This window comes from Falsiruegeria sp. JB4-1, from assembly GCF_055693495.1.
Map to the genome: position 1 here is coordinate 4,099,554 of NZ_JBVFTZ010000001.1, position 11,981 is coordinate 4,111,534.

The window sequence follows — 11,981 nt, forward strand, 5'->3', positions numbered from 1 at the left end:
CATCGGGCGCGTCAATCTTGGAATATGCGTCAGATCTTAGTCAGACTATCGCTTCCGGCTATTGAACAGCATCACAATACGGCACGAATGTCCCAGGTATGTGGGGCACTCGAGCCGCAGGTTCAAAGGTGGAGGCTTCGCCGGTAAAGTCCGGGCCTACAAACTCAACAAGAACAGTGTGATCGACGGAAAGGCCACCAGAATGATCACCCGGATGATGTCCGAGCCGACAAAGAACATCACGGCCTTGTAGGTCTCGACCATCGGTGTTTTGCGGTCCATCGCGTTGATGATGAACAGGTTCATCCCCACGGGCGGGGTGATCAACCCGACCTCGACCACAATCAACACCAGAATGCCGAACCAGATCGCGACATGTTCCGCCTCCATCCGGTTGGCCATGCCTTTGGTTATCCGAATGCCCAGCTCTTTCATCTCGGCACGGGTCAATTCAGTCCCGTTGGCAATCGCCTCTTTGATGGACGCGAGCGTGTCCGCCGCCATCCCCTCGGGTACGCCCACCGCAAGCACTTCACGCGCGGCATCGGCCTGCAAAGCGGCCAGATTAACCAAGTCGAAATCCATGGCCGAGATCACCGGAAAGAAGATCGGGATCGTCAGCAGGATCATCGACAGGCTGTCCATCAGGCAGCCAAAGACCAGATAGAAACATAAGATCAACGCCAGAACCATCCACGGGCTGAACCCCTGACTGACCACATAGTTCGACAGCTCTTGGGGCACCTGCGTCAGCGCCAGAAAACCATTGTAGAACCCAGCCCCCAGCACGATGAAAAAGATCATCGCGGTGGACCGTGCGGTCACCGTAAAGCTCTCAACCAGCGACGAGCGCGTCAGCCCGCCATTGAAAAACGCAATCACCGCCGTGCCGAATGCCCCAACAGCCGCACCTTCGGTCGGCGTGAACCAGCCCAGATAGATACCGCCCACCACCAGACCAAAGACCAGCAGCACCGGCCAGACCTGAATGAGCGCGGCAAACCGCTCGGAATAGGGCACCGCTGGCCGCGTGCCCGCGCTTTCAGGGTAAAGCCGCACATAGACCGAGATCGCGATGACATAGCCCAACGCCGCCATGATGCCGGGAATGAAAGCCGCCAGAAACAGCTTTGCGATGTTCTGTTCGGTCAGGATCGCATAAATCACCAGCACCACAGACGGCGGGATCAGGATGCCCAACGTTCCCCCCGCCGCCAATGTCGCGGTCGAAAAACCGCCTGCATAGCCGTATTGCTTCAACTCGGGCAGCGCCACACGCCCCATCGTCGCCGCCGTGGCCAGCGACGAACCGCAGATCGCGCCAAAGCCCGCACAGGCCCCGATGGACGCCATGGCCACACCGCCCTTGCGGTGGCCCAACCAGCCTTCGGCCGCCTTGAACAAAGCATTCGACATGCCCCCCAAAGTGGCGAAATGCCCCATCAACAGGAACATCGGAACGATGGTCAACGAATAGCTGGAAAAGGTCGTGTAGGTCTCGTTCTTAAGGCGCGCAAAGGCCACCTGCGTGCCATCCGTGACCCAGATCAATCCCACCAGCCCGACGACAAACATCGCTAGCCCAATCGGCACGCGCAAAAATATCAGCACCATCAAGGCGGGGAAGGATGCAATCCCGATCTCAAGCGCGGTCAATGGCTTGCCTCCATCCCGTCATGAATCACGATCTCGACCCGTCAGGAACTCGTAAACCCGAACACCGGCCATGTAGATACCTACAATGGCTGCGGCCAGCGAAGCGACAAAGCTTAGCGCATAAGCCCACCAGATCGGGAATTGCAAAAGGAATGTCGTCTCGCCGTATTCCTTTTTGCTCAGCATCCCATCGCCCAGCTTCCAGGCAATCAGCACCAGCACCCCGGCAAAAGCGACCTCGATCACCATCCGCAGGAACCGGTTCACGCCTTTGGAAAAATTGTTTGCCAGAATGTCGACCGAGGCGTGGCCTGCCGTGATCTGGCACAGCGGCATGAAGCAGAAGATGGCAAAGGCAACGCCGGCCTCGACCAGTTCAAAATCACCATTCACCGGACCAATGCCAATCGCAATCGCCCAGTCGGAAAAACCGGGCGCCAGTCCTTGCATGAAATCACCATGGAAAAAGCCGTTCAAAAGACGGCCCAGGATAGAAGCACAGGTCAACAGGATCAGAGCGCTCAGGACAATCCCGCCGACAATGGCCAGCGTGCGGGCCAATCCCATCATCAGCTTGTGCATCGGTCGTTCGTCTTTCTTGGAATGGCGACCGTGGCGGCGACACCGCCACGGTCAGATGTACTTACTGCGAGTACTTTTCGATCAGCATCTGCGCTTCTTCGATCAGCGCCTTGCCGTCCTTGCCCTTGCTTTCCATGTCAGCGATCCATTCGTCATAGATCGGCATGGCCAGCGCCTGCCATTCGGCGGTCTGGTCAGCATCCAGCGTGATGATGTTGTTGCCCAGATCCTCGGCAATCACACGTGACGGGCCATCGGCATCCGCCATGGTTCCACCCGCAAAGACAGAAAATTCCAGACCCGAGTTGTTGTCGATCACCTTCTTCAAGTCATCGGGAAGGCTTTCATACTTCGGCTTGTTCATCGCCAGAACAAAGGTCAGCGTATAAAGCGCCTTGCCGGTGAACTCGGTGTGGTTCTCCACCAGTTCCGGCACTTTCAGCGCAGCGGTCACTTCCCACGGGATGGTGGTGCCGTCGATCACGCCTTTGCTCAGACCCTCGGGAACTGCAGGGACCGGCATGCCAACCGGTGTCGCGCCCAGCTTGGTCAGCAGCGAGTTGACCGAGCGGGAACCGCCACGGATCTTCATGCCTTGCAGGTCATCGGGGCTTTCCACCGGATCAGCCGTGTGGATCAGGCCCGGACCATGCACCCATGTGCCAAGGATGTGCACATCCTTGAACTCGGTGTCCTTCATGTGCTTTTCGAACATTTCCCAATAGGCGCGGCTCATCGCGCGCGCATCGGTCATCATGAACGGCAGCTCGAACACTTCGGTCGATGGGAAACGGCCCGGAGTGTAGCCCACAACAGTCCAGATGATGTCGGCCACGCCGTCAATCGCCTGATCCATCAACTCTGGCGGCTTACCCCCCAACTGCATCGACGGATAACGCTCGACCTTGATCCGACCACCCGAATCCTTTTCGACATTGTCCGCCCAGACATCCAAAACCAGCTTTGGCACGTTGGCCTGCGCTGGCAGGAACTGGTGCAGTTTCAGTGTAACCTCTTGTGCCAACGCCGAAGTTGCGCCGAAACCGGTGGCCATGGCTGCTACGGCCGCGCCCCCGATCAGACCCATTAGGGTTCTGCGATAAGTCATGATTTCCTCCCTTTGATCCCTCTTTGAAGCAATATAATGCAAATCTGGAACATCAATGCAATATATTGCTACAGTCTTTGGTCACGACGCCGCGCTCTCCAACCCGGTGCCGCCATAGAGCCATTCGATCTCCCCGTACCAATCTGCGGGTGATTTCTCCCGCATGATGGCATTTCTCAATTCCGCATGAGCCCCCGAGGGATGATAAATGTGCTCTCCTATCTCCCGAGACTGCAACTGAACCCGCGCCGTACGCAAGCGCCGTTTCTGCTGATAGGCGCACAAAGCCTGTTCCAGATCACCGTGACAGGCCACCATGTCTGACAAACAAACAGCATCTTCCATCGCCATGCAGGCGCCTTGGGCAAAATATTGCAGCATCGGATGGGCCGCATCACCCAGCAGGGCTACGCGCCCCTCGACCCAGTCCATCACCGGATCACGGTCGCACAGAACCCACAGCTTCCAATCCTGCCCCTGTTCGATCACCTGTTGTGCCAGTGGGTGCACATGCTCAAACCCACGCCGCACCTCTTCGACCGGAACGGGCTTGCCTGCCACCGGTTCGGGCGCGTGGTTGTGATAGGTCACGACCAGGTTGAAATTCTGTCCGCCCGTCAGCGGGTAGTGCACCACATGGCATTTCGGCCCTGCCCACAGCGTCGCCGCATTCCAGCGCAGCGCCTCCGGCATCTGATCCACCGGAATGACCGAGCGATAGGTGGTATGTCCCGAGACCCTCGGCGGCCCATCGTCCAGCATTTGCTTGCGAACTTTGGACCACAACCCATCCGCTCCGATCAACGCCACACCCTCAACACGCGCGCCATCGCTCAGAACCGCATGAACGCGGTCACCATCTTGCTCATAACCCTGAACCGCTGCCTCGGTCCTGAGTTCGATCAAGGGATTCGCCTCACAGGCGCCTAAAAACACCCCATGCATCTCACCCCGATGTACCACGGCATAAGGGTTGCCCATGCGCGCGCGAAACTCATCGCCCAGCGGTATCCGAGTAATCTCTTCCCCGCTCAGCGCATCCATCAGCCGCAGATTGTCGATGTAAACGGCCATCGCCCGCGCGGCATCGCCCACACCCAGATAGTCAAAAGCATGAAACGCATTGGGGCCAAGCTGTATTCCGGCTCCGATCTCGCCAAACTGCGCGGCTTTTTCCAGAACCAACACCCGTCGCCCGCGCTGGGCCAGGCCCAGCGCCGCAGCCAGACCGCCAATCCCACCACCAGCGATCAGGATGCGATCCTGAACCATCGCTTATTCCGCGTCGCTCAACGTCAGGGCAATCGGGTCCAACCCATCAATACCGCCCTCGATCACGTCACCGGCCACAACCGGCCCAACACCTGCAGGCGTCCCGGTCATGATCAGATCACCGGGCCGCAGGTGGTAGAACCCCGACAAATGGCAGATGATTTCGTCAATCTTCCAGATTAGCTCGGACAGCGTTGCATCCTGCTTGACCTCGCCATTGACCGACAGATGAATGCGCTTTTCCTCATTGGGCGACCAATCTGCAACCTTGGTCAGAGGCGCAAAAACAGCGGATTGCTCAACATCCTTGCCCAGATCCCAGTGGTCGCTGCTTGTTCCGCTCGCGGATCTGCAGATCCCGCCGCGTCATGTCCAACGCGCAGCCATAGGCATACACTGCATCCCACGCTTGCCCGCTATCGGCTCGGAACACCGGCTTGCCAATCGCCAAAGCCAATTCCATCTCGTAATGAAAACTCTCGGTGCCCGGAGGGTAAGGTAAGTTCGCCCCCGTCAGCACGGCATTCGGCGCCGACTTGGTGAAATAAAAAGGCGCCTCACGATCCACCTCATGCCCCATCTCGGCGGCATGTGCGGCATAGTTCCGGCCGACGCAGAAAATCCGCCCAATGGGATACGTCGCCGCCTCTCCGTTCACGGGGATGCCGGGGGTTTGGGGCAGGGAAAACAGGCTGTCGCTCATCGCGCGCGCTCCTCATAGTAGCCAAGTTTGTCCTGTAGCGGACGGTCATGAATGCGGATCACAAAGGCCTCGCTCTCCGCCTGATGAGAGATAGCGGCAAACACCGGCGCCGTGAACGTGTCCTTTGGCCCCCACTCGATCACTTGCCCGTCAACCTCGGTTCGGCCCCGCCCCTTGATCACATGAAACGCGCAAGACGACGACCGCAATGGCGGGGTTTGTGACTGCCCCGCGCCAAACATCATCGCCGTGAACCCAAGCGTGGGCAAAATGTCCTCGCCCGTTTCGGGGTTGATGTAATCCAATTCTGCGATCTCATCCCCACCATAAGCCGCCATCTGGCGCAACGCCGCCTCGGTCCCGGTCCAGGGGTAGCGCAACATCGGAAAGCGGCGGGCGCGGTGATCTGGCCTCCGGGTGGGAGCCAGACCCGCCGCCTTGTATTCCACCTCGCTGGCATCTGGTCTGTTACGTTGAGCCTGCAAGTCGCCCTCAATCGCATAAGACCCTTCAAGCTGCACAAACACTGGCAGATCCAAAGCATCCAACCAAACCACCGGCACATCACCCTCATGACCGTGATCATGCCACTCCCCCGAAGGGGTCAGGACAAGATCACCCTCTTTCATTGGCAACCGTTCGCTATCAACAACCGAATAGCCACCGGTCCCCTCGACAATGATCCGTACCGCAGATGGAATATGCTTGTGAGCCGGGGCACTTTCCCCAGTGCAGCAGCAGTTGCATACCTAAATAGATCGACGCCGTTGCCTGCATGGCACCCGGCCCTCGTCCCGGATCGGACAGGACCAGCACACGGCGTTCGGCTCTTTCCACAGGTGTCAGCTCTCCCGCCCGCATTAACAAAGGTCTGATATGTTCGTAACTCCAGTATCCTGCCTGGGTGACCGGCTGCGGTGCCCCGTGCGGAAGGACATTTCGCATCATCGGCCAAAGAGGAGCAACGCCTACCTGTTCCATTTCGTCTCGGTATGCCTGAGGCAGATCCTCAATTCCCGCCAATGGTCCCGACATTTTAGGCTCCCAATCTTCGGCTATAAGGTGTATACTTACCATAAATAGTAACACCTAATCGTAACCTTCGGAACCTATTGTAACACTTCAGGCAGGCCCACCTCTTCATCGTGTATTCGGGCTATTTTTTGCCAACAACCACAGATTGCATAGGCATGAATTCGCTCACTTTCAGCCTCTCCGAGCACCTTGCCTTCTTGGCTCTTGCCTTGCACAGCCCGCAGCGTCCAACTGCAAAATAGAGATAAAAATGAATCACTATGACGAAAGCGATAGCGTCACTGGACTCCAAGGGAGTGGGAAACCGTAGGTCCAAACGACATTTCAGCCCAAGTCAGGGCTCAACCAAAGGAATCAAAATTCATCGGAGCATTGACCTCTTGAACCTTCCCCCAGTTTATAGGTTCAGGAACGTTAGAACAGCATCCCTGCTCCGGCAGGCGCTCCGATGGGCAGGTCAGCACGTTCGAATATTTTTGTTGAACATACTGACCGACGGCCAGGCTTTGCCGCTACACCCAGCCTGGCCTTCCCCGTCAAAGAGAACCCCCTCCTCTTTGGCGGGGACCCTCCAGGGTTCTAGTCTTTAGCAGTTCACTAAAATTTTAGGCCTTGTAGCGGGATCAAGACAGCTGCACGAATGCCCCCAGAATGCCGGAGGCAGGAAAGGGTTTTCGCGTCTCAGGTTTTCCGGGCGGAGACTTTAGTGGCTCAAACAGCGCGGCCTTTTTGCCAAACGCGTTTGATTTCCATTTCCTCAGTCACCAAAAGGACGTCAGCCTGCATACCGGGACTCAGGTGTCCCAACGCAGTTGCTCCGACCAGCTCAGCGGGTGTCCGGCTTGCCATCTCAATCGCTGTTGGCAAAGCAATGTCACACCTTTCCACAAGGTTCCGGATCGCCACCGCCAAGGGCAAATGCGCACCCGCCAACGTGCCATCCTGCAGCGTCAAGCGATTGCCCGCTCTTCGGATTTCCCTCCCGTTCAGCTGAAAACTTTGGACGTCGGATCCCGCCGTCGCCATTGCGTCGCTCACCAGAAAGATTTGCCCGGGGGCAGCTTTGGCGCGCAAAGCATTCACCATGGATGCTGGATGCACATGCACCCCATCAGCAATCAACCCCGCTGAAAGCTCGCCCAAGGCCAGTGCAGCTCCCACAACACCCGGTTCGCGGTTGCCCATCTGGCTTTGCGCATTGAACAGGTGGGTTACGCAGCGTGCGCCTGCATGGGCCGCGCTTTTACAGACGTCAAATCCCGCATCAGTGTGTCCCAGTGAGACCAGCACCCCCGCATCAGACAAAGCCTTAATCTGACCTTCATCCACACTTTCCGGCGCGACGGTTACCTTGAGCACCGGTATCCTGCCAGCTGCCTCAATCAGTTCCCGCAAATCCTGGTCAGTCATCGGTCGGATCAGATCGCCATCATGCGCGCCCTTGCGCGCCTCAGACAGATGAGGTCCCTCAAGGTGCAGCCCGATTATGCCCGGCACCTTTTGCTCTATCGCATCCTCGACAGCCTGAATGGCCCGAGACACCTGTTTGGCTGTATCCGTGATCAACGTCGGTAGGATCGAAGTCGCTCCGATCCCGGCATGGGCCGCCGCAATTGTTCGCAGGGTTTGCACATCTGGCGCATCATTGAACATGACACCGCCGCCTCCGTTGACCTGCAAATCCACGAATCCGGGGATTAACCGACCGCCGCCAAGCGTTTCGACCACCGCGCCCTGCGGAATGCAATTGGCAGGCACAACGTCCCAAATGCTCGGCCCACGCAGGACAAGGGCCCGATCCCCAACAAACCCACCATCAATCAGGATCTCGGCCCCGGTCAGTGCGATCATGGTTGGTGTCATATGGTTTCCGTGACCTTGTTGAGGTGGCGCGGTGCGTCCGGATCAATACCCCGGCTGGCGGCAAATGTCTCGACCATGGAATAGAATGACACAATCAGGCTCAAAGGATCGGTCAACGGGTGCCCGGTTCGCACATGCTCGATACAACAGGCCTGTTTCACCCGGTTTGTGGTCGCGAACACTATTGCACCCTTGGCGCTGATTTGATCGGCAATCTCTGCCAGTGCAGGTTCAGCGGCATCTGCAGCCGCAAAGCCCAACACCGGGAACCCTTCTGCCACGATCGATACCGGCCCGTGCAACACCTCGGCGGAAGAGTAGCTCTCGGCATGCAACTGGCAGGTTTCCTTGAATTTCAAGGCAGCTTCGTTGGACATGGCCAGTGAATGTCCACGGCCAAGCGTGAACAGTGAGGCATGTGTGCCAATGGCATCCCGCACCTCGGGCCAGTCCAGTCTGGTCGCCGCATCCAGTTGTTCGGGCAAATTGGCGATCGCACGCAGCAATTCCTTATCCCCCTCCCACTCTGCCAGCAGCAGCAACCCCGCCAGGGCGGACGTGACAAAGGTCTTGGTCGCGGCAACGCTCAACTCTGGTCCGGCACAGATGTCCAGGGTCTCGGCGCAAACCTGTGCCAGCGGAGAGGTTGCATCATTTGTGATCGCCACCGCCATGGCGCCATCGCGGCTCGGCATTTTGCGCCATGCTGACGATGTCCGGGCTGCGCCCCGATTGAGACACCGCCAGGCATAACGCGTTATCCAGCTTCAGGCGGCGATCATAAATCGAGGCAACCGACGGGCCAACTGAGGCCACCGGCAGTCCTAACAAAAGCTCCGAAGCGTATTGCAAGAACGTACAGGCATGGTCAGATGATCCCCGCGCCACAGTGACTACAAACGATGGATCACGGCGCCGGATCTCAGCGGCCACTCTTGCTATATTGGGCCCGCCTACTCGAACCAGGCGTTCCACCGCTTCGGGTATCTCGCGGATCTCTTGCCGCATCTTGGATGTATGGGTGTCCATTTCGGATCCTATGTGTTGGCCAACCGAAGCTCCGCGACAAAATCGTAGGCATCACCACGATACGTCGATCGGGTGAATTCAACGGCCCTTCGGTTCTCAAGGTACGAGGTTCTGACGATGCGCAGCCCGGCGCTGCCAACCTTGACGTTCAGGACCTCTGCTTCGTCTTCTTGAAGGTTGATGGCAGAGATACGCTGCAAAGCCCGGACCGGTCGGTTTCCATCCTGCTCCAGTCGTGCATAGAGAGACGTCGTGACCGAGTTCGGGTCCGGCAAAATATCTGTCGGCAACGAGGCGCATTCAATGGCCATCGGCCTGTCGTTGGCCCGCCGCAAACGCACGATGCGCGCTACGGATTCCCCTGAGGTAAGAGCCAGGGCCATCACCTCTTCCGGTGAGGGAATGTGAAGCCCACGCTCCAACCACTCACTGTCTGACTCGAAGCCGCGTCGCTGCATGTCTTCTGTGAATGAGGTAAGCCGCGACAGCGATTGCTCCACTTTGGGGGCGCCATCGGAGACAAAACTCCCGGACCCCTGCCGCTGCACAATGATCCCGCGGTCAACCAGATCCTGCATCGCCCGCCGCACAGTCACCCGAGAAAACCCAGTCAGGCTGGCAATCTCACGTTCAGCAGGCAATGGAGCGCTCTTGTCCAGCAGCCCGCTTTCGATGCTTTCCTCAAGCCGCTTACGCAGCCTCACATAACGCGGCCCCGCTGCCTCGTCGATCCAGCGGCCCGCCTTCAGATAGCTTTCAATGGTATCGGTGCTCATACGGCCTCCTGCGCATGCGCCTGTGCAAACTCACGGGCCAGCAATAAGGCCCCGTCCAGCGCGCTCCCTGTCGGATCTGTGAAGTCGGCCTTGATCTCGTCAGAAAGATAAGGCTCATAGCACGCGGCCAGACCGCCCAGCGCACAGATTGCTTCACCCGGTCGGTGTCCAAGGGCACACAGACCATCCGAGATGTAGCGCGCACCGATCAACACCAGCTCACGCCCAACTGGGTCGCCTTGTTTTGCGGCCTCGACGATATCCGGCGCCAGGGAACCATAATCCGCCGGGCTGGCCGAGGCCGAGAACGCAACAATTCGATGGGCTTCCTGCCCAAACCCGCTTAGACACCGCTCAATCAGGGGGCTTGTCGGTGACATACCGTCAAGCACGTGCAGAGCGCGCCGCAGCAAGGCCCTGCCCAACCAGTTGCCTGACGCTTCGTCTCCCAAATCCGCGCCATATCCACCCAGAAACGTAATGCCATCCACCGTCTGGCGCGCCAAGAAAGACCCGGTTCCAATGCCGATCACCGCACCTGTACGTTTGCCCAGCGCACCGACAACCGCGGATCTGCGATCATCCTCTACCAAAAGCACTGAGTTCGGCAGTCGCTGCTCGACCAGCTCGGCAGAAGCACGATCTGTGATACCAGCAAGACCGGCATAAACAGGAATGCGCCAGAATACATCGCGCGCCAATCCGGAACGGTCCGCCAGCTGCTCGAGACCAGACACTAGCGTTGCCAGCGCCTCGTCAAACGCCGAAAACACATTTGCGCTGCCCAGCGTCAGAGCCTCGCGCCCGTCTGGCATATCGAGCACAAATCGGCAGGATGTACCACCGCCATCAATCGCGATCAGGTATGGAAAGCGGGTTTCAGTCATGTAGATACCTTTACAATACCTATTCCCCCAAATAAAGACCTTTACGGTGAAACACCAACGTTTAAAGCAAATCATAGCCGTTTTTCCAACTAACAGCCGTACCATATAGACAAAAGGTATTGCATAGGTATCATGAGTAAGAATCGGGGGATTCTGTATGCCTGCGCTAGACGTGCCACAAACAGAACAATTGAATCAGCACGCCAAAGATCTGGATCTTTGCGGCGACGATGTCATTTTATCCCGCCTGCTTGCCAGCCAACAAGCAGCTCTGAGCGCCATTGAAAGTTGCATCCCGCACATCGCGCGCGCCGCCAATCTGATGGTTGATACACTCAATCAAGGGGGAAGACTGCACTATGCCGCAGCCGGATCTTCCGGTCTTATGGCATTGGCTGACGGCGCCGAGCTGCCAGGCACCTACGGCATAGACCCCAGCCGAATATCAATTCATATGGCCGACGGCATTCCCACCGGAGCAGACATGCCCGGACATACCGAGGACGATGAACGCGCCGGCATCAACGCTGCCGCCGAAGTGTCAGTCACAGACACCGTCATCGCGATTTCGGCCAGCGGCACCACACCCTTTCCCTTGTCGTTTGTCCAACAAGCCAAACTCAAACGTGCTCGGGTTGTGTGCATCGCCAACAATCCCGAGGCCCCACTTTTTGAACAAGCCGATATCGCAATCTGCATTCCGACCCCACCCGAACTCATTGCGGGTTCAACTCGTTTGGGCGCAGCAACCGCTCAAAAAGCCGCGCTTAACATGATGTCGACACTCATGGGCGTGCGAATGGGTCACGTGGTGGATGGCATGATGGTGAATGTCGTCGCCGACAATCGCAAACTACTGGATCGCGCCGAGGGCATCGTCGCCAGGATCACCGGAGCACCGGGTGACGCCGCGCGTGATAATCTAAGCAAATGTAAGGGCAATGTGAAACAGGCCGTTCTGCTGGCAATGGGGGCCCGGTCACCGGATCACGCTCGGCACTTGTTGGCCTCGACCAACGGGCAACTGCGCCCCGCCATGCAGCAACTGAAATAACCCCCGATGGGGATGA

Annotated in this window: 9 protein-coding genes and 3 pseudogenes; 1 reads left to right on the forward strand and 11 read right to left on the reverse strand. The window is 58.0% G+C overall.

The annotated features are described in order from the left end of the window. Positions 1 to 156: 156 nt before the first annotated feature. From ACZ1HE_RS20895 to ACZ1HE_RS20945, 11 genes and pseudogenes are all read right to left on the reverse strand, one after another. Positions 157 to 1,656, reverse strand: coding sequence for a TRAP transporter large permease (locus ACZ1HE_RS20895; protein ID WP_472623937.1), 1,500 nt, complete (start codon positions 1,654 to 1,656; stop codon positions 157 to 159). Next, positions 1,653 to 2,238, reverse strand: a pseudogene (locus ACZ1HE_RS20900) (TRAP transporter small permease). The gene ACZ1HE_RS20895 and the pseudogene ACZ1HE_RS20900 overlap by 4 nt, the downstream one beginning before the upstream one ends. A 61-nt stretch (positions 2,239 to 2,299) precedes the next feature. Beyond that, positions 2,300 to 3,346 carry a TRAP transporter substrate-binding protein gene (locus ACZ1HE_RS20905; protein WP_472623939.1) on the reverse strand — a complete coding sequence of 349 codons (1,047 nt, stop codon included), beginning with the start codon at positions 3,344 to 3,346 and terminating at the stop codon, positions 2,300 to 2,302. An 81-nt stretch (positions 3,347 to 3,427) separates the two neighbouring features. Beyond that, positions 3,428 to 4,618, reverse strand: coding sequence for a 3-hydroxybenzoate 6-monooxygenase (locus ACZ1HE_RS20910; protein ID WP_472623941.1), 1,191 nt, complete (start codon positions 4,616 to 4,618; stop codon positions 3,428 to 3,430). A 3-nt stretch (positions 4,619 to 4,621) separates the two neighbouring features. Then, a pseudogene (locus ACZ1HE_RS20915) lies at positions 4,622 to 5,321 on the reverse strand (fumarylacetoacetate hydrolase family protein). Beyond that, on the reverse strand, positions 5,318 to 6,022 hold the full coding sequence (locus ACZ1HE_RS20920) for a cupin domain-containing protein (RefSeq protein WP_472624587.1): 705 nt from the start codon (positions 6,020 to 6,022) through the stop codon (positions 5,318 to 5,320). The pseudogene ACZ1HE_RS20915 and the gene ACZ1HE_RS20920 overlap by 4 nt, the downstream one beginning before the upstream one ends. Next, entirely contained in the window at positions 5,967 to 6,356 is a 390-nt protein-coding gene (locus ACZ1HE_RS20925) for a hypothetical protein (protein ID WP_472623943.1), read from the reverse strand. Before ACZ1HE_RS20925 ends, ACZ1HE_RS20920 begins: the two co-directional genes overlap by 56 nt. A 711-nt stretch (positions 6,357 to 7,067) precedes the next feature. Beyond that, entirely contained in the window at positions 7,068 to 8,219 is a 1,152-nt protein-coding gene (nagA, locus tag ACZ1HE_RS20930; RefSeq protein WP_472623945.1) for an N-acetylglucosamine-6-phosphate deacetylase, read from the reverse strand. Then, a pseudogene (locus ACZ1HE_RS20935) lies at positions 8,216 to 9,248 on the reverse strand (SIS domain-containing protein). The gene nagA and the pseudogene ACZ1HE_RS20935 overlap by 4 nt, the downstream one beginning before the upstream one ends. A gap of 8 nt (positions 9,249 to 9,256) precedes the next feature. Further along, on the reverse strand, positions 9,257 to 10,024 hold the full coding sequence (locus ACZ1HE_RS20940) for a GntR family transcriptional regulator (protein WP_472623947.1): 768 nt from the start codon (positions 10,022 to 10,024) through the stop codon (positions 9,257 to 9,259). After that, entirely contained in the window at positions 10,021 to 10,911 is an 891-nt protein-coding gene (locus ACZ1HE_RS20945; protein ID WP_472623949.1) for a glucosamine kinase nucleotide-binding domain-containing protein, read from the reverse strand. Before ACZ1HE_RS20945 ends, ACZ1HE_RS20940 begins: the two co-directional genes overlap by 4 nt. A gap of 157 nt (positions 10,912 to 11,068) precedes the next feature. Between ACZ1HE_RS20945 and ACZ1HE_RS20950 the strand changes: the two genes are divergently transcribed. After that, positions 11,069 to 11,965 carry an N-acetylmuramic acid 6-phosphate etherase gene (locus tag ACZ1HE_RS20950; RefSeq protein ID WP_472623951.1) on the forward strand — a complete coding sequence of 299 codons (897 nt, stop codon included), beginning with the start codon at positions 11,069 to 11,071 and terminating at the stop codon, positions 11,963 to 11,965. The last annotated feature ends 16 nt before the right edge of the window (positions 11,966 to 11,981 follow it).